Raw genomic sequence first — 16,135 nt, forward strand, 5'->3', positions numbered from 1 at the left:
GTTGTCTATATCAATAGACATTTAAAGGATGTGGCGATGACCTTAGCGGAAAAGAATGAGCCGGAAGCAGCGGGGCGCAAGCGCGTCGTCGACCTGCTTGCGCGCGCGGAGCGGCAGGAGCTGGTCGAGGCGTGGGACAAGCTGGCGGAAAAGCCTGCGGCCCAGCCGGTGCGCGGACCGGAAACAGGCCTCGTCATGGTCCGTGGCCGCATGGGCGGCGGCGGTGCGCCGTTCAACCTCGGTGAGGTGACGGTCACCCGCGCCACCGTGCGCCTGGCATCTGGCACCGTCGGTCACGCTCAGTCGCTTGGCACGGATCGCGAGAAGGCCCGGCTTTCCGCCATCTTCGACGCGCTCTGGCAGGAGCAGGCGACGCAATCCTTCGTCGAGCAGGCGCTTCTGCAGCCGATCGCTGCACGCGTGGCCGATGCCGATCGCCGCAAGGCCGATGAGACGGCGGCAACCCGCGTCGATTTCTTCACCATGGTTCGCGGAGACGACTGATGAGCCTCAAGACGGAAGCCCCCAAGAATGATGCGTTGGCCGGCGGCTTTGCCGAACCAGTCTTCCACGCCCAGAGCGTCTTCAAGCTGATGATGGATGCGATGGCGCGTCCGGGCACGATCCAGACGGTCGCCCCCGACGCCTTGCCGCCGGCACCCCTCGGCGTTGCGGCCGGTGCCATCGCGCTGACGCTCTGCGATCACGACACCCCGGTCTGGCTGTCATCAGGGCTGGCAAAATCCGCCGTGCCGCAATGGCTCGGCTTTCACACCGGTGCGCCGGTCACGCCGGAGAAGGCCGAAGCGCGCTTCGCGTTCGTCGAAGCCGGAACGCCTCTGTCGTCCTTCGGTCTCTTTGCCGCCGGCACCCAGGAATATCCGGACCGTTCGACGACTGTTGTCATCGAGCTGGCGGATATCGAGGGCGGCCGCAAGCTGGCGCTGATGGGTCCCGGCATCAAGACCGTGACCGATATCGCGCCGCTCGGCCTGCCCGACAGCTTCCTGCGCCTCTGGACGGAGAACCGCGCCCTCTTCCCGCGCGGCATCGATATCGTGCTGACCTCGGGCAGCCGGTTCCTCTGCCTGCCGCGCACCACCAAGATCACCGCAACGGAGATGTGACCCATGTATGTTGCTGTTAAGGGTGGCGAAGCCGCCATTGCCAACGCCCATCGCCTGCTGGCGGATCGCCGTCGCGGTGACCGTTCGTTGCCGGCTATCGGTATCGATCAGATCGTGGCGCAGCTGGCGCTGGCCGTCGACCGCGTCATGGCCGAAGCCTCGCTCTACGATCGCACGCTTGCCGCTCTCGCCGTCCGCCAGTCGCGCGGCGACATGATCGAAGCGATCTTCCTGCTCCGCGCCTACCGCACGACGCTGCCGCGCTTCGGCTATAGCAAGCCTGTCGATACCGCCCGCATGAAGATCGAGCGCCGCGTCTCCGCCACCTACAAGGATCTTCCGGGCGGCCAGTTGCTCGGTCCGACCTTCGACTATACGCATCGCCTCCTCGACCCGTCGCTCCTGACTGACGAAGCCGTCGAGGAACCGACGCTTCGCGATGCGGAAACCGGCCGTGTCATGCGCGTTTCGGAAATCCTCGCGCAGGAAGGTCTGATCGAGGGCGATGGCGAAATGCCCGAGGATCACGAGATCGGTGACCTCACGCGCGAGCCGATGGAGTTCCCGATGACCCGCGATCTGCGCCTGCAGGCGCTGGCCCGTGGCGACGAAGGCTTCCTCCTGGCGCTCGGCTATTCGACCCAGCGCGGTTACGGCCGCAACCATCCCTTCACCGGCGAAATCCGCATCGGTGAGGTCGAGGTCGAATTCGATGTTCCCGAACTCGGCTTCGCCGTTTCGCTCGGGACCATCCAGGTCACCGAATGCCAGATGGTCAACCAGTTCAAGGGTTCGTCCAAAGCGCCGCCGCAGTTCACCCGCGGCTATGGCCTCGTCTTCGGCCAGAGCGAGCGCAAGGCAATGTCCATGTCGCTCGTCGACCGTGCGCTGCGCGCCGAAGAACTCGGCGAGGACATCACCGCCCCGGCGCAGGACGAGGAATTCGTCATCTCCCATGCCGACAACGTGCAGTCGACCGGCTTCGTCGAGCACCTGAAGCTGCCGCATTACGTCGACTTCCAGGCTGAACTCGATCTGGTCCGCCGCATGCGCAACGAATTCGAAGCCAACCGCATCGGCGGCGACGATACCATCAAGGAGGCTGCGGAATGACCGATCTGGCCACGTACAATTTCGCCTATCTCGACGAGCAGACGAAGCGCATGATCCGCCGCGCGATCCTGAAGGCGATCGCCATCCCTGGCTATCAGGTTCCCTTCGCGTCGCGCGAAATGCCGATGCCCTACGGCTGGGGCACCGGCGGCGTGCAGGTCACGGCCTCGATCATCGGGCCGGATGATGTGCTGAAGGTCATCGACCAGGGCGCCGACGATACGACCAACGCAGTCTCCATCCGCGCCTTCTTCCAGAAGGTCGCGAATGTCGCGGTGACGACACACACCAAGGACGCGACGATCATTCAGACACGCCACCGCATCCCTGAAGAAAAGCTCGGCACCAACCAGGTGCTGGTCTACCAGGTGCCGATCCCCGAGCCGCTGCGCTTCCTCGAGCCACGCGAGACCGAAACCCGCAAGATGCACGCGCTTGAGGAATACGGCCTCATGCATGTGAAGCTCTACGAGGACATCGCCCACAACGGCCGCATTTCCAAGACCTACGCCTATCCGGTCAAGGTCGCTGGCCGCTACGTCATGGATCCGTCGCCGACGCCGAAGTTCGACAATCCGAAAATGCACATGTCGGATGCGTTGCAGCTCTTCGGGGCAGGGCGCGAGAAGCGCATCTATGCCGTTCCGCCCTATACCGAAGTCGTCAGCCTCGATTTCGACGACTACCCCTTCGAGATCCAGCGCTTCGGCAAGCCCTGTGCGCTCTGCGGCGCCGAAGAGGTCTACCTCGACGAAGTCATCCTCGACGACAAGGGCGGGCGCATGTTCGTCTGCTCCGACACCGACCATTGCGAAGACCGCCGCGCCCACGGGCATGCCGGCGAGATGTTGGCACCCAATCAGGAGGCCGCCGAATGAGCGACACCCCGCTTCTCAAAGTCAACGACGTCTCGAAGTTCTATGGCAACCGCATCGGCTGCCGGAATGTCTCCTTCGAGCTCTGGCCTGGCGAAGTGCTCGCCATCGTCGGTGAATCCGGCTCGGGCAAGACGACGCTGCTCAACTGCATCTCGACCCGCCTGATGCCGACGACGGGCAGCGTCGAATACCAGATGCGCGATGGCGCCTATCGCGACCTCTACCGCATGAACGAGGCCGAGCGCCGCTTCCTGATGCGTACCGACTGGGGTTTCGTGCATCAGAATCCGGCTGACGGCCTGCGCATGACGGTCTCGGCCGGTGCCAATGTCGGCGAACGCCTGATGGCGATCGGCGACCGTCACTACGGCAACATCCGCTCAACCGCCATTGACTGGCTGCAGCGCGTCGAAATCGACGAAGGCCGCATCGACGACCAGCCGCGCGCCTTCTCCGGCGGCATGCGCCAGCGCCTGCAGATTGCCCGCAACCTGGTGACCGGCCCGCGCCTGGTGTTCATGGACGAGCCGACCGGCGGCCTGGACGTGTCGGTGCAGGCTCGCCTGCTGGATCTCGTGCGCGGCCTAGTCAACGATCTTGGCCTTGCCGCCATCATCGTCACCCACGACCTCGCCGTCGCGCGCCTGCTGTCGCACCGCATGATGGTGATGAAGGACGGCCATGTCATCGAGCACGGGCTGACCGATCGCGTCCTTGACGATCCGCGTGAGCCGTACACGCAGCTCCTCGTTTCCTCCATCCTGCAGGTCTGATCGCGAATGCCGTTCTGACTCCGGCTACCGGTGTCCGTGGCAAGCGAAACTAAGGAAAGAAATCATGGCAACGCCACTCGTTGTTTCTGAAGTCGTCAAGAGCTTCACCATGCACCTGCGCGACGGCATCAAGCTGCCGGTTGTCTCGGATGTATCCTTTTCCGTGGCATCAGGGGAATGCGTCGTCCTCGGCGGCCCGTCGGGCATCGGCAAGAGTTCGCTGCTGAAGATGATCTACGGTAACTACGCCGTCGATAGCGGCCAGATCCTCATCAAGCATCACGACAAGATCGTCGATCTGGCAACTGCGGACCCGCGTACTGTCATCGCCGTGCGCCGCGATACGCTCGGCTATGTCAGCCAGTTCCTGCGCACCGTCCCGCGTGTTGCGGCCATCGACGTGGTGGCAGAACCGCTGGTCGCCCGTGGCCTAACTGCGGAAACAGCGCGCGAGAAGGCCGCAAACCTTCTCTCGAAGCTGAACCTGCCGGAAGCGCTCTGGCAGCTTCCGCCCGCGACCTTCTCCGGCGGCGAGCAGCAGCGCGTCAACATCGCCCGCGGTTTCATCACCGACCACACCGTCCTGTTGCTCGACGAGCCGACCGCCTCGCTAGATGCCAGGAACCGCGCCGTCGTCGTCGGCATGATCGAGGAGAAGAAAAAGGCGGGTGTCGCCCTCCTCGGGATCTTCCACGATGAAGAGGTGCGCGAGGCCGTCGCCGACCGCATTCTCGACGTCCAGAAGTTCTCGCCGCGAAAGGCAATCGCCGCATGAGCCGCAAGATTGGCCTCGAGCCCTATTTCCACGAAACCGCATCCGTGAAGAACGCCACCTTCGGGCGCTTCACGGAGGTTTCCGAGCGTTGCCGCATCGAGGAAGTCGAGTTCGGCGACTATTCCTACGTCATGCAGGACGGCGCCATCTGGTGCGCGACGGTCGGCAAGTTCGTTAACATCGCCGCCTCGGTGCGCATCAATGCCACCAATCACCCGACCTGGCGCGCAACGTTGCATCACTTCACCTATCGCGCCGCCGATTATTGGCCGGATGCCGATATGGAGACCGACTTTTTCGAATGGCGCCGCTCCAATCGCGTCGTCATCGGCCATGATGTCTGGATCGGCCACGGCGTCACCATCCTGCCCGGTGTCACGGTCGGCAATGGAGCCGTCATTGGCGCTGGTGCCGTCGTCTCGAAAGATGTCGCTCCCTACACCATCGTCGGCGGCGTCCCTGCCAAACTGATCCGCGAACGCTTCCCGAAGGGCGTCGGCGAACGCATGGACAAGCTCGCCTGGTGGGATTGGGAGCACGACCGTCTGCGCGTTGCCCTGGCCGATTTCCGTGCGCTGAGCGCTGAAGATTTCCTCGCCCGCTACGAAGCATGATCGGGCGCCCCGGACAGGGGCGCTCATGCCGCCCGGAGTTTGGCCGGCCCAAAGCCGTCGATATTGTCGCTCGCCTGGGCGTTTAAAAACCTGCAGCCGACGAAGCATCGGGGAGCCCCATTGTCACAATAGTAGCGTCTGTCCCTGCTAGGAAAGAACAGGAGGCGACCTCTGTTTGTCGCAGGGATAATCATGCGTCTTGGCCATGGATGAGCTTGCGCGAATGCCAGTTCCTGTAAGAATTGGAAACACATTGTGACTAAGTCGTTACAAAAGCTACAATTTTCCGGCTTGTCTCGCAAACGTACTTCATGGATATTAGACTGATCTTGAGGAAGTCGTCATGATCAGAATGATTGAAGATCCGGCAGAATTGGCCGGCGAAGATATCACTGGCAAGTATATTCTGCGGAAGCTGAACTATCATTGGTTCGCTTACGGCAAGGCTGCGATCGTGACGGCTTGCAAGGGCACGATCCTGGAGCTTGACCGCGAGGAAACAGTCTATTCGGAACGGTGGGGCCGCCGCGCCTACACGGGAACCGGCAAGCGCTATCCAGGTGGCATCTGTCCGATATCGGCGGTCGCCTGCGTCTGCGATACCGCGGACGACGTAAATGCCGTGATCCAGCTCGATGTCGAAGCACAGGACGAGTTTTATCAGTTGATCGCCAAGACGGAAGCCAAGGTTCGCGCCCTTGCGTCGCCGGCGGAGAATACGGTGTTTCTGGCTGCTGCCGAATAGGTCTGGCGTTCCGGTGGTTCGGTATAGAGCCGAGCGTCCCGCGATCCGCCCCTCGCGGATGGATGTCCACAAGGCCAGATGACCGATCACACCGACACGATCCTCCTCCCCGAAAATATTGCCGCCAGGAGTCTCCACGTCTTCGCCGATGGTTGCTACGAACCTAATTCAGGAGAGGGCGGATGGGCGTTCGTGGTCTATCGCGACGATGCGGAAGTCGCTTCCGGCTTTGGTGGCGTCAAGCAAGCCGCCAACAACACGACGGAACTGATCGCGCTTCTCGAAGCCGTGACCTGGGTCAACGGCAACGTTACGGTGGAAACAGCGGTCGTCTGGTCCGATTCGGCGTACGCGGTCAGAGGCTGCAATCAGTGGCGCCACATCTGGAAGAACAACGGCTGGAAGAAGATAAGCGCCAATGCGAACGTCCGAAGCCGAACCATCGCAAATCCGGAGCTCTGGAAGGCGATCGACGATCAGCTGTCCCGCAATCGCCTGCTGACCATTGCTTGGTGCAAGGGCCATTCGGGCCTTGCCGGCAACGAGCGCGCCGATGAACTCGCGGAGCACGGCCGCCTGTCGTTGGGTGGTAAAGCTACCCGCTGAACGCTTGCCCCAACCATGCCCGCGGGCAGCTGCGCCGGTTGCCGATAGGCGCCGCCACGTAACCGTGCCGCGATCAACTCTCGGCTTCGGCCCTTACGCCCACGGGTTCTTCGCGAGCTGCCATTCTCCGGTCTCGTCCGGTTCGACGCGCTTGTTGCCGCGATAGAAGATCGGCAGTCCGGTCTTCTTGTCCATGGAGAAACGGCTGGGCGTGAACTTCTCATCCTCGTGTCCGCGGATGGCGAGACCGAGTGCCTCTTTGAACTTCCCGGCGTTGCACAGGTTTTTGAAGAGTGTCTGGTCCATCGCTTTACTCCAGTATCGTCGCGGTCTCGAAATTGCCTGCCATCGACCGCCGCTCGGGTCAACCGCCAACGGCAACAGGCTCGGCTTGAAATACCCGAACAGGCGGCAATTTGCGGCTTTTCGGCTATCAAGAGCCCGGCCGGCTTCCAGCGCCCGCCAAAGCTTCGATTATGACAGTCCTTACATAAAACTGACATTGGAGCTTCATGAACCGGGACTAATGCACTCCCCCATATCGCACCTGGACTATGAGGAAGAGCATGATGTTCGAACTGAAGAATGTCACCCGCCGTTTCGGAAACAAGACTGCCGTCGATTCCGTGACGCTCGACATTCCTCAGGGCCAGATGGTCGGCATCATCGGCCGTTCCGGCGCCGGCAAGTCCACGCTTCTGCGCATGATCAACCGCCTGCAGGAGCCGACATCGGGTTCGATCCATTTCGCCGGCGTCGAAGTCTCGCGTCTGCGTGGCCATGCGCTGCGCAACTGGCAGCGCGACTGCGCGATGATCTTTCAGCAGTTCAATCTCGTGCCGCGCCTCGACGTGCTGACCAACGTCATGCTTGGCCGTCTCAATCATCGCTCGACGACAATGAGCCTGCTCGGCGTTTTCAGCCGCGAAGAGCGCATCCACGCCATCGCCGCGCTCGAGCGCCTCGGCATCGAGCAGACGGCGCTGCAGATGGCGGGTACCTTGTCGGGTGGTCAGCAGCAGCGCGTCGCCATCGCTCGCGCCCTGATGCAGAACCCGAAGATGCTTCTCGCCGATGAGCCGATCGCCTCGCTCGATCCGCTGAACGCCAAGATCGTCATGGACGCGCTGCGCGACATCAACGAGCGCGAAGGCATCACCGTCGTCACCAACCTGCATACGCTCGACACCGCGCGCAATTACTGCGAGCGCATCGTCGGCATGTCGGCCGGCCGCGTCGTGTTCGACGGCAAGCCGTCCGAACTGACGGCGGAAGCCGTCAAGCAGATCTACGGCACCGACAAGGACGGCGCCGGCATCGACGAAACGTTGACGTCGACCGCAATCAACATTCCCGCGGCCGCAGCCGCGCACCAATCCGCCGGCTTGCAACCGCTGGCGCTGGCCGGTCTCTGAGAGGGGCGGCCTCGATCGTAAGCCTGCGTTATGGGCACACTTCTTAAACAGAATTGCCGGGGGACCCCGGTCAATCAGGAGAGAACCATGTTGAAGAAAGCACTTTTTGCCGCCACGGCGCTGTTTGCGCTCGCTGGCGTTTCGCATGCTGCGGACCTCAAGGAATTCCGCGTCGGTATCCTCGGCGGTGAAAACGAGGCCGACCGTCTTCGCAACTACGCTTGCCTTGCCGACCACCTGAAGAAGGAATTCGGCTTCGAGAAGGTTTCGCTCTTCCCGGCTGCCGACTATGACGGCGTTATCCAGGGTCTCCTCGGCGGCACGCTAGACTTCGCGGAACTCGGCGCTTCCGGCTACGCAGCCGTCAACATCAAGGATCCGAAGGCTGTGACCCCGATCCTGACGACGCAGCAGGAAGACGGCTCGACCGGCTACTACTCGATCGGTCTCGCTCTGAAGTCCTCCGGCATCAAGGACATCAAGGACGCCAAGGGCAAGAAGCTCGGCTACGCGGATCCGGACTCCACGTCTGGCTACCTGATCCCGCTGACGCAGATCCCGAAGGACACCGGCGTTCCGAACGACAAGTACTTCGCTTCGACGCAGTTCAACGGCGGTCACGAGAACAACCTTCTTGCTGCCTATGACGGCAAGGTCGACGTCGCTGTTGACGACTCTTCGGGCATCGGCGATTTCAAGGACGGCTACACCTCCGGCACCTTCCGCAAGGCTGTCGACAAGGGCACCGTTGATCCGAACAAGCTGGTCGAAGTCTGGCGCTCGCCGCTGATCCCGAACGGCCCGCTCGTCGTTCGCAACGAACTCGGCACCGAGTGGCAGGCCAAGCTGACGGACTTCTTCATGAAGCTTCCGGAAAAGGACGCCAAGTGCTTCGCAGCCATCGAAGGCGGCGATTTCAAGGGCTACTCCAAGGTCACGCCTGACTTCTACAACGCGATCATCGACGCTCGTAAGGCTGCCATCGGCGGCTGATCGATCTCCAGATCGAGAGGGGCGGTCCTTGTGGCCGCCCTTTTTCCTGCCAAGAAAGCGGACATCCACCATGACCTTTGCCGATCCTCATTCTCAGACGCACCGCGCGCAGCAACCGCAGCAGAGCGCCCATGAAATCGGCGAGGCGTGGAGCAAGATGGTGGCCCGCCGCCGCCTCTACACCGGTCTCGGCTTGGTGATCCTGCTGGTCGCTTTCGTCAGCTCCGTGAAGTTCGCGGACGAAAGCAATGCCGGCCATTTCATCGAACGCCTGCCGCATCTCTTCGATTTCGTGAGCTGGCTAGTTCCCAAGGACTGGACCGACGTCTGGCGGGCGCTGTTCGATATCGAAAGCCCGAGCCACCAGACGGGCGAAGAGTATAATTTCGCGCTCGGTCGCGTGCCCGTATGGGGCAGCTTCTACATTCCCGAATACTTCGAGCTGATGATCGTGACGATCAACATCGCGCTGGTCTCGACCATCGTCGGTGTGGTCTTCGCCATGCCGCTGAGCTTCCTCGCGGCCCGCAATCTGTCGCCGTCCTCTCCGCTGCGTATCGTCGTCAAGCGCTTCATGGAATTCCTGCGCGCTTTTCCCGAGATCGTCATTGCCGGTCTCTTTGCCGCGATCCTGTCGATCGGGCCCGTCGCCGCCATCATCGCCGTCAGCCTCCATACGGTCGGCGCGCTCGGAAAGCTCTTCTACGAAGTCGTCGAAAACATCGACATGAAGCCGGATGAAGGCATGAAAGCCGTCGGCGCCAGCTGGGCCGAGCGCGTCCGCTTCGCAGCCCTGCCGCAGGTCATGCCGAACTTCATGTCCTATGCCCTGCTTCGGCTCGAGGTGAACGTCCGTGCGTCCACGATCATCGGCGCCGTCGGCGGCGGCGGTATCGGCGAGGAGTTGAAGCTTTCCATCTCGCGCGGTTTCGGTGCCAAGACCGTGGCACTGGTTCTGTTGCTCTTCATCACCATCGTCGCGGTCGACCAGTTCTCCGCATGGCTGCGCCGCCGCCTCGTCGGCGAGCATGCCTTCCTTCTGCAGCATTGAGGTCCGCCATGACGGTGATCGACGCCAACCGGATGCATGAAATCGAACTCCGCTATCCGGACTACTTCAAACGTTCCTTCCGTCAGCGGTTCGGTGGCCTGATGATGGTCGTCGCCACGCTGCTTTACGGCATCTATGCCAGCTGGTTCTTCGACCTGCCGAAGTTGCTTGCCGAGGCGCATTGGGAGCGCGTCGGCCTCTATCTCAGCCAGTGGGTGAGCTATGACGTCCAGCCGGAGTTTCGCATCGGCGATACCGGCATCACCGTCAAGTATCCGCGCTTCTCGCCGCTTGGCGACAACCCGCATCCCGATTGGGTGGTCAACAATCCGGACGGTACCATCTCGGTTTCGGTAAGCGGCAAGGGACGCATGGTAACGGTTTCGAAGACCGAGGCTGTCGTCACCGCCCACGGCATCACCGTTCCGGTCGAACTGTCGAGCGGTGCGCCAAAGGTCGTCGGCCCCGTTCCGAGCTGGATGACCGTCTATGACGACAACGTTCTTGCCGATCTCGGTTTTGCCGGCGATGTCAGCATCTCCGCCGACCGCGTGAAGATCCGCAAGCGCTTCCTCGGCTGGGCGAATTTCGTATTCGACACCCAATCGCCCTTCTTCGACAAGCCGGCAGGCGAGGTTTTGAGCCTGATCGTTTCGGGCCCGGAACTGAAGCCCGGCCAATCCAATCTGTCGCTCGCCTTCGACAACATCTGGTACAACAGCGCCTGGCAGCATGGCGATGTCTGGACCAAGCTCTTCCAGACCATCGTCATGGCCTTCCTCGGCACCTTGCTCGGTGCGCTGGTAGCCTTCCCGCTGGCGTTCCTGGCGGCGCGCAACATCACGCCGAACAGGCTGCTCAATCAGGTCCTGAAGCGCTTCTTCGACTTCCTGCGCTCCGTCGACATGCTGATCTGGGCGCTCTTCCTGACCCGCGCGTTCGGCCCCGGACCGCTCGCCGGCTCCGGCGCGATCTTCCTCACGGAAACCGGCACGCTCGGCAAGCTCTATTCCGAAGGCCTTGAAAACATCGACAACAAGCCGCGCGAAGGCATCAAGTCCACCGGCGCCTCGACGATGCTCACACACCGCTACGGCATCATTCCGCAGATCGTTCCGGTTTTCGTCAGCCAGACGCTCTACCAGTGGGAATCGAACGTCCGCGGCGCGACGATCATCGGCGCCGTCGGCGCCGGCGGTATCGGCCTCAAGCTCTGGGAATCGATGCGCACCAACGCCAACTGGGAAAACGTCGCATACATGGTTCTGCTGATCCTGATGGTGGTGTTCCTGTTCGACATGGCCTCGAACGCCCTGCGTCACCGGCTGATGGGAACGAAGACACATTAAAAGATGAAGATCGGCTCCGGCCATCATCATTCTGTCACGGAAATCTTTTAGCCGGAAACCGGTCTTGAAGTTGCCGCGCAAATCGCGGCAGACTGCGGCCCGCTTTCAGAACGATTTCCCAGGATACGAGCCTTGCGTTACGGACTCTATTTCACGCCGCCGGAGGACCATCCTTTGAACGGCACGGCCTCGCTCTGGCTTGGCCGTGATGCCTTCACCGGCGAAACTTATCCGGCTCCCGAATATCAGGACATGCCGGGCAGCGAACAGTTCGAGCTGACCGCCGATCCGCGGCGTTACGGCTTTCATGCGACCATCAAGGCGCCGTTCAGCCTGGCGGCCTCGGTGACCGAGAAGGACCTGATCCCGGTGGTCGAGGATTTTGCCGCCCGCACGCCCGCTTTCGAGATCCCGGAACTGGTGCTCGGGCAGCTCGGCCGCTTTTTTGCGTTGGTCCCCGGTTTCCTGCATCCGCCGCTTCAGGATTTCGCTGCGAAGGTGGTAAAGTCCTTCGAACCGTTCCGCGCCGCGCTGTCGGATGCCGATGTCGCGCGTCGCAAGCCGGAGGAATTGACGGAAAGCCAGAGGGCCAATCTGCTGCGCTGGGGCTATCCCTACGTAATGGATGACTTTGGTTTCCACATGACCCTGACCGGCAAGGTTCCGCCCGAGCGATCCGGCGTGATGAAGGAGATTCTGGCCGAGCGATTTTCGGCCTTTACGGGCCGGCCGCTGGCAATTTCCGGCCTGGCCGTATTCGTCGAAGAGGCGCGCGGCGCCCCGTTCAAAGTTCATTCCTGGTGGCCGCTTGCCGGCGCCGAAAGCTGAAAGACCTGATCCATGAGCAAAGAAACCGCCTTTTCCAATGCGCGTATCGTCCTCGAGGACGAGATCGTCAACGGATCGGTCCTCGTCCGCGACGGCAAGATTGCCGATATCTCGACGGGCAGCTCGCATGTCGGCGAAGACTTCGAGGGTGACTATCTGATCCCCGGTCTGGTCGAACTGCACACCGATCATCTCGAAGGTCATTATTCGCCGCGCCCCGGTCTGCGCTGGCACAAGACGGCCGCGATCCAGGCGCATGACGCCCAGATCGTCACCTCGGGTATCACCACGGTTTTCGATTGCCTGCGCATGGGCGCTGACGAAGACGGCGGCTTCGAGCACGGCGAAATGCGCGAGATGGCCGATGCGATCCAGCAGGCGGAACAGGAAGGCCGCTTGCGCGCCGAGCACCTGATCCACCTGCGTTGCGAGGTCTCCGCCGACAACGTGCTCGAGCACTTTGCCGATTTCGAAAACGATCGCTATGTGCGCCTCGTCTCGCTGATGGACCATGCCCCCGGCCAGCGCCAGTTCCAGACGATGGACCAGTACACCTTCTACTACCAGAAGAAGCGCGGCCTCTCCGACGCCGAGTTCGCGCGCTTCGTCGAAAAGCGCGTCAGCGAATCGGAGCGCAACTCCACGCCGCACCGCATCGCCATTGCCAAGGTCTGCGCGGAGCGCGGCATCACCGTCGCCAGCCACGATGACGCAACGCTCTCTCACGTCGACGAAGCGATCGAGAACGGCGTGCGCCTCGCGGAATTCCCGACGAGCTTCGACGCCGCCAAGGCATCGCATGGCCATGGCATGAGCGTATTGATGGGTGCGCCGAACGTGGTGCGGGGCAAGTCGCACTCGGGCAATATCGCCGCCCGCGATCTCGCCGAACGCGGCGTGCTTGACGTTCTTTCCTCCGACTATGTGCCGCTCAGTTTGCTCTACGCGCCCTTCATCCTCGCTGACGAGGTCGAAGGGATGACCCTGCCCAAGGCGATCGCCATGGTCACCTCGACGCCCGCCCGCACGGTCAGCCTTGATGACCGCGGTCGGATCGCTCAGGGCCTGCGTGCCGACCTCGTCCGTGTTCACCGCGATCATGGCGTTCCGGTCTGCCGCTCTGTCTGGCGCGAAGGGCGCCGTGTCGCATGAACCCGTCACACGAACCCCACGTTGTTCCCGGTACCGAACGCGGCATCATGGTCGTTGTCGTCGGGCCAAGCGGCGCCGGCAAGGACACGCTGATGGCGCTTGCCGCCAAGCATTTCCACGGCCGCCCGGATGTGCATTTCGTCCGCCGCGTCATCACCCGTGACAGCGAGGCGGGCGGCGAACATCATCTCGCGGTGTCGAACCAGGGCTTTGCGTCGATGGAGCAGGCCGGAAACTTCGCCGTCTGGTGGGAAGCGCACGGCTTGAAGTACGGCATTCCGGCCGAGGTGTCGGTGGCGCTGGCGCAGGGTAACCTGGTGATCGCCAACGGCTCGCGTTCGGCGCTTCATCACTTCAAGGCGGTCTTCCCGCGCCTCAAGGTCATCAATGTGACGGCGCGTGCCGAGGTGCTGGCAACCCGTCTCGAGGCTCGCGGCCGCGAAACGCATGAGGACATCATGGCGCGTCTCGCCCGTGGTCCGCTGACCGTGCGCGGCGATTACGACGTGATCGACCTCGACAACAGCGACTCGCTGGAAGACGGCGAGCGCAGGATCGTGGATGCGCTGAACGGCTTCCTCGCGGAAGTCGCCTAGATCGGGGAGGGACGATGACCATCGTTGTCGTTCCCTACGATCCCAAGTGGCCGAGCCTTTTCGACGAGGTCGTCAAAGCGGAACTGCAGCCGGTGCTCTCCGACCTGGCGCCGGTCTTCCATCATGTCGGCAGCACCTCCGTTCCGGGTCTTGCCGCCAAGCCGAAGATCGATCTGCATGCCGCGTTCAGCGATCAGGAAAGCTTGCTGGTCGCCATCGAGCGCATCAAGGGCCTGCCCGCCTACACCTTTCACGGCGACAAGTACAACGACCAGAGCTGGACCTTCACCAGCGGCAAGGGCTCCTACGGCGCCCGGCTCTATCTCTGCACCTCCGACAACACAGTGCTTCGCGACCGCATCATTTTCCGCGACTATCTGAGGGCACATCCTGAGCGGGCCCAGGCCTATGCCGCGCTCAAGCTTCGCCTTATGGGTGAGGCGAACGACGACTGGTCCTATTACACCGGCGGCAAGACGGACTTCGTGGGGGAGACGTTGCAGCGCGCTCGATATAGTTGAAAAGAGCTCTATGCTTGCGCTCAACGCTGAATTGCGCAAAGCTTCGAAGCAATACACCAGCGCGGCGCGCTAGGAGAAGTGTATCGCGGAGGGGGCATGCGCCTGTTTCGGGTCTTGGTTCGGTTGTTTTCCAGCAAGGGGAGAGTTCAGGAGCGACGCTATGAACCGATTGTCGTTGTAACCACCCCGATCCCGCCGCCTAAAGTCGAAACCGTTCTCAGTGGCCGGTGCTGGGTCGTCGATGGGGACACCATCATCATCGATAGTGTTCGCATTCGCTTAGCAGGGATTGACGCGCCGGAACTCGATCATCCTTGGGGAAAGCAATCGAAATGGGCCTTGGTTCAGCTCTGCAAGGGGCAGACCGTAGCGGCTCGGATGAGGCCTGAACTGTCTTATGATCGCGTAGTCGCGGATTGTTTCCTGCCGGATGGTCGCGATCTCTCAGCCGAACTCGTCCGCATGGGCCTGGCGTTGGATTGGCCCAAGTTCTCGGGAGGGAAGTATCGTCACCTCGAAACGGTGGATGCACGGCGCAAGTTGTGGCGCGCCGATGCGCGGCAACGCGGCAAGCTTCGCCCACAGATGGATGGTTAGCGATAATGCTGGCCGGACCGCGAGGATAGCAATCTTACGCCGCGAAAAGATACCGCAGCAATTTCAGCTGTTTGTTGATTCGACTCTTCTCCATCTATCCCCATCGCAATTGCCCAACCCATACTGATCACGTCATTGGACAGGGAGCCGGGTCGCGAACCGGATCTCACAAAACTGGTCGAAAGTCCGGCGTTCGATGATGGTTGCAGAAGAGGGATCGCAAGTCGTCAGGGCCGGCGATCCACCGCATCGGAAAGGCCGAGAGACGCTCCTGTCGGCCCGGAAGTGCGGAAATCTCGATGCGACCGGGCAGGCTGCACCGCCTGACAATCCCAATCCAACACTACTGCCGCCTGCCTGTTCCCAGCCAGACCACGCCGCCCCGGATCATTTCGGCGCGGGGCTTGGTGGTGTCCGGTGGGAGAATACGATGGACAACCTTGTTCGACAGATTTGCGGTTTCCCGATAGCTGCGCATCGAGCTGCCGGTATCCTCCGGTTCGAGCAGGCGAAACCCAAGTCGCGCCTGCTCCAGAGACCCGAACGCGCGATGCGCCCGGGTCAAAGCGTCGGCCTAGATTGCCTGTCCGACATCGATACGGTTGCCATCCGGATCCTCGAACACGAAGGCGCGCAGGCCATAGTCCTTGTCCTGCAACCGCTTGATGATCCGCGCGCCATGCGCCTTGCACAGCGTATAGAGAGCATCCGCATCGTCGACCATGAGATGGGCGACGTTGAAGTTGGGCGTTTCGTGGTTCGGCTGCAACGTCAGATGCAGTTCGGCGGCATCGCGCTTCAGGATAACGAAACCGACCGGGTTGCCGTTTTCGAACACCTTGGTTAAGCCCAGGACGCCGCTGTAAAAGTCCATTGCCCGACGGATATCTTTTACGGGAAGCATCGCGGCGATGCGTCCGAAGCGGACACCGTGATCAGCGATCTCTTTCATCGCTCAATCTCCTTCTGAGACGTCGCGAATGGATCCGGCGGTGCGGAAGA

The 16,135-nt window shown here is 61.9% G+C and carries 21 protein-coding genes; 18 read left to right on the forward strand and 3 right to left on the reverse strand.

Annotated features, from left to right (window positions below):
• The first annotated feature begins 36 nt into the window (after nt 1–36).
• From phnG to ASE04_RS10695, 9 genes are all read left to right on the forward strand, one after another.
• Nucleotides 37–504: a phosphonate C-P lyase system protein PhnG gene (gene phnG, locus ASE04_RS10655; RefSeq protein WP_056816338.1), complete on the forward strand. Its 468-nt coding sequence runs from the start codon at nt 37–39 to the stop codon at nt 502–504.
• The gene (gene phnH / locus ASE04_RS10660; RefSeq protein ID WP_056816341.1) at nt 504–1,127 is read left to right on the forward strand and encodes a phosphonate C-P lyase system protein PhnH; all 624 of its coding nucleotides are present in this window, start codon (nt 504–506) and stop codon (nt 1,125–1,127) included. Before phnG ends, phnH begins: the two co-directional genes overlap by 1 nt.
• Before the next feature lie 3 nt (nt 1,128–1,130).
• Entirely contained in the window at nt 1,131–2,240 is a 1,110-nt protein-coding gene (locus ASE04_RS10665; RefSeq protein WP_056816343.1) for a carbon-phosphorus lyase complex subunit PhnI, read from the forward strand.
• Entirely contained in the window at nt 2,237–3,118 is an 882-nt protein-coding gene (locus ASE04_RS10670) for an alpha-D-ribose 1-methylphosphonate 5-phosphate C-P-lyase PhnJ (protein WP_056816346.1), read from the forward strand. The genes ASE04_RS10665 and ASE04_RS10670 overlap by 4 nt, the downstream gene beginning before the upstream one ends.
• Nucleotides 3,115–3,891: a phosphonate C-P lyase system protein PhnK gene (gene phnK / locus ASE04_RS10675; protein WP_056816349.1), complete on the forward strand. Its 777-nt coding sequence runs from the start codon at nt 3,115–3,117 to the stop codon at nt 3,889–3,891. The genes ASE04_RS10670 and phnK overlap by 4 nt, the downstream gene beginning before the upstream one ends.
• Nucleotides 3,892–3,955: 64 nt before the next feature.
• Complete coding sequence (gene phnL, locus ASE04_RS10680; RefSeq protein WP_056816352.1) at nt 3,956–4,666, forward strand: phosphonate C-P lyase system protein PhnL; 711 nt, start codon at nt 3,956–3,958, stop codon at nt 4,664–4,666.
• Nucleotides 4,663–5,280: a DapH/DapD/GlmU-related protein gene (locus tag ASE04_RS10685; RefSeq protein ID WP_056816354.1), complete on the forward strand. Its 618-nt coding sequence runs from the start codon at nt 4,663–4,665 to the stop codon at nt 5,278–5,280. Before phnL ends, ASE04_RS10685 begins: the two co-directional genes overlap by 4 nt.
• Nucleotides 5,281–5,623: 343 nt before the next feature.
• Entirely contained in the window at nt 5,624–6,025 is a 402-nt protein-coding gene (locus ASE04_RS10690) for a hypothetical protein (protein ID WP_056816358.1), read from the forward strand.
• A 78-nt stretch (nt 6,026–6,103) separates the two neighbouring features.
• Nucleotides 6,104–6,631, forward strand: a complete 528-nt coding sequence (locus ASE04_RS10695; protein ID WP_056816361.1) for a ribonuclease H family protein — start codon at nt 6,104–6,106, stop codon at nt 6,629–6,631.
• Nucleotides 6,632–6,724: 93 nt separating this feature from the next.
• Here ASE04_RS10695 and ASE04_RS10700 read toward each other — a convergent pair whose 3' ends face one another.
• Nucleotides 6,725–6,937 carry a hypothetical protein gene (locus ASE04_RS10700; RefSeq protein WP_056816364.1) on the reverse strand — a complete coding sequence of 71 codons (213 nt, stop codon included), beginning with the start codon at nt 6,935–6,937 and terminating at the stop codon, nt 6,725–6,727.
• A gap of 263 nt (nt 6,938–7,200) precedes the next feature.
• Between ASE04_RS10700 and phnC the strand changes: the two genes are divergently transcribed.
• The 9 genes from phnC to ASE04_RS29945 all read left to right on the forward strand — a co-directional run bounded on the left by phnC (nt 7,201) and on the right by ASE04_RS29945 (nt 15,133).
• Nucleotides 7,201–8,046, forward strand: a complete 846-nt coding sequence (gene phnC, locus ASE04_RS10705) for a phosphonate ABC transporter ATP-binding protein (protein WP_056816367.1) — start codon at nt 7,201–7,203, stop codon at nt 8,044–8,046.
• An 87-nt stretch (nt 8,047–8,133) separates the two neighbouring features.
• A complete protein-coding gene (phnD, locus tag ASE04_RS10710; protein ID WP_056816370.1) occupies nt 8,134–9,039 on the forward strand; it encodes a phosphonate ABC transporter substrate-binding protein in 906 nt (301 codons plus the stop codon).
• 70 nt (nt 9,040–9,109) lie between these two features.
• Complete coding sequence (phnE, locus tag ASE04_RS10715; RefSeq protein ID WP_056816373.1) at nt 9,110–10,090, forward strand: phosphonate ABC transporter, permease protein PhnE; 981 nt, start codon at nt 9,110–9,112, stop codon at nt 10,088–10,090.
• 8 nt (nt 10,091–10,098) lie between these two features.
• Nucleotides 10,099–11,439 carry a phosphonate ABC transporter, permease protein PhnE gene (gene phnE, locus ASE04_RS10720; RefSeq protein WP_056816375.1) on the forward strand — a complete coding sequence of 447 codons (1,341 nt, stop codon included), beginning with the start codon at nt 10,099–10,101 and terminating at the stop codon, nt 11,437–11,439.
• A gap of 132 nt (nt 11,440–11,571) precedes the next feature.
• Nucleotides 11,572–12,267, forward strand: a complete 696-nt coding sequence (locus ASE04_RS10725; protein WP_056816378.1) for a DUF1045 domain-containing protein — start codon at nt 11,572–11,574, stop codon at nt 12,265–12,267.
• A gap of 12 nt (nt 12,268–12,279) precedes the next feature.
• Complete coding sequence (locus tag ASE04_RS10730) at nt 12,280–13,419, forward strand: alpha-D-ribose 1-methylphosphonate 5-triphosphate diphosphatase (RefSeq protein WP_056816381.1); 1,140 nt, start codon at nt 12,280–12,282, stop codon at nt 13,417–13,419.
• Nucleotides 13,416–14,015 carry a phosphonate metabolism protein/1,5-bisphosphokinase (PRPP-forming) PhnN gene (phnN, locus tag ASE04_RS10735; RefSeq protein WP_056816384.1) on the forward strand — a complete coding sequence of 200 codons (600 nt, stop codon included), beginning with the start codon at nt 13,416–13,418 and terminating at the stop codon, nt 14,013–14,015. Before ASE04_RS10730 ends, phnN begins: the two co-directional genes overlap by 4 nt.
• A gap of 14 nt (nt 14,016–14,029) precedes the next feature.
• Complete coding sequence (locus ASE04_RS10740) at nt 14,030–14,536, forward strand: GrpB family protein (protein WP_056816386.1); 507 nt, start codon at nt 14,030–14,032, stop codon at nt 14,534–14,536.
• Nucleotides 14,537–14,632: 96 nt separating this feature from the next.
• A complete protein-coding gene (locus ASE04_RS29945) occupies nt 14,633–15,133 on the forward strand; it encodes a thermonuclease family protein (RefSeq protein ID WP_082597314.1) in 501 nt (166 codons plus the stop codon).
• A gap of 343 nt (nt 15,134–15,476) precedes the next feature.
• Here ASE04_RS29945 and ASE04_RS30960 read toward each other — a convergent pair whose 3' ends face one another.
• Together ASE04_RS30960 and ASE04_RS10755 are read right to left on the reverse strand one after the other, a co-directional pair.
• On the reverse strand, nt 15,477–15,698 hold the full coding sequence (locus tag ASE04_RS30960) for a hypothetical protein (RefSeq protein WP_056816389.1): 222 nt from the start codon (nt 15,696–15,698) through the stop codon (nt 15,477–15,479).
• 9 nt (nt 15,699–15,707) lie between these two features.
• Nucleotides 15,708–16,085, reverse strand: coding sequence for a VOC family protein (locus ASE04_RS10755; protein WP_056816391.1), 378 nt, complete (start codon nt 16,083–16,085; stop codon nt 15,708–15,710).
• Nucleotides 16,086–16,135: the final 50 nt, after the last annotated feature.

The sequence above is a fragment of the Rhizobium sp. Root708 genome (genome assembly GCF_001429725.1).
Lineage (GTDB): Bacteria > Pseudomonadota > Alphaproteobacteria > Rhizobiales > Rhizobiaceae > Rhizobium.

Bases quoted from the DNA above. Each gene is read 5' to 3' on its own strand.
- ASE04_RS10670 (WP_056816346.1), top strand. From the start codon at position 2,237: ATGACCGATCTGGCCACGTACAATTTCGCCTATCTCGACGAGCAGACG.
- ASE04_RS10740 (WP_056816386.1), top strand. From the start codon at position 14,030: ATGACCATCGTTGTCGTTCCCTACGATCCCAAGTGGCCGAGCCTTTTC.
- ASE04_RS10695 (WP_056816361.1), top strand. From the start codon at position 6,104: ATGACCGATCACACCGACACGATCCTCCTCCCCGAAAATATTGCCGCC.
- phnD (WP_056816370.1), top strand. From the start codon at position 8,134: ATGTTGAAGAAAGCACTTTTTGCCGCCACGGCGCTGTTTGCGCTCGCT.
- ASE04_RS10730 (WP_056816381.1), top strand. From the start codon at position 12,280: ATGAGCAAAGAAACCGCCTTTTCCAATGCGCGTATCGTCCTCGAGGAC.
- phnG (WP_056816338.1), top strand. From the start codon at position 37: ATGACCTTAGCGGAAAAGAATGAGCCGGAAGCAGCGGGGCGCAAGCGC.
- ASE04_RS10690 (WP_056816358.1), top strand. From the start codon at position 5,624: ATGATCAGAATGATTGAAGATCCGGCAGAATTGGCCGGCGAAGATATC.
- phnL (WP_056816352.1), top strand. From the start codon at position 3,956: ATGGCAACGCCACTCGTTGTTTCTGAAGTCGTCAAGAGCTTCACCATG.
- ASE04_RS10685 (WP_056816354.1), top strand. From the start codon at position 4,663: ATGAGCCGCAAGATTGGCCTCGAGCCCTATTTCCACGAAACCGCATCC.
- phnN (WP_056816384.1), top strand. From the start codon at position 13,416: ATGAACCCGTCACACGAACCCCACGTTGTTCCCGGTACCGAACGCGGC.
- phnE (WP_056816375.1), top strand. From the start codon at position 10,099: ATGACGGTGATCGACGCCAACCGGATGCATGAAATCGAACTCCGCTAT.
- phnC (WP_056816367.1), top strand. From the start codon at position 7,201: ATGTTCGAACTGAAGAATGTCACCCGCCGTTTCGGAAACAAGACTGCC.
- ASE04_RS29945 (WP_082597314.1), top strand. From the start codon at position 14,633: ATGCGCCTGTTTCGGGTCTTGGTTCGGTTGTTTTCCAGCAAGGGGAGA.
- phnK (WP_056816349.1), top strand. From the start codon at position 3,115: ATGAGCGACACCCCGCTTCTCAAAGTCAACGACGTCTCGAAGTTCTAT.
- ASE04_RS10700 (WP_056816364.1), bottom strand. From the start codon at position 6,937: ATGGACCAGACACTCTTCAAAAACCTGTGCAACGCCGGGAAGTTCAAA.
- ASE04_RS10755 (WP_056816391.1), bottom strand. From the start codon at position 16,085: ATGAAAGAGATCGCTGATCACGGTGTCCGCTTCGGACGCATCGCCGCG.
- ASE04_RS10665 (WP_056816343.1), top strand. From the start codon at position 1,131: ATGTATGTTGCTGTTAAGGGTGGCGAAGCCGCCATTGCCAACGCCCAT.
- phnE (WP_056816373.1), top strand. From the start codon at position 9,110: ATGACCTTTGCCGATCCTCATTCTCAGACGCACCGCGCGCAGCAACCG.
- phnH (WP_056816341.1), top strand. From the start codon at position 504: ATGAGCCTCAAGACGGAAGCCCCCAAGAATGATGCGTTGGCCGGCGGC.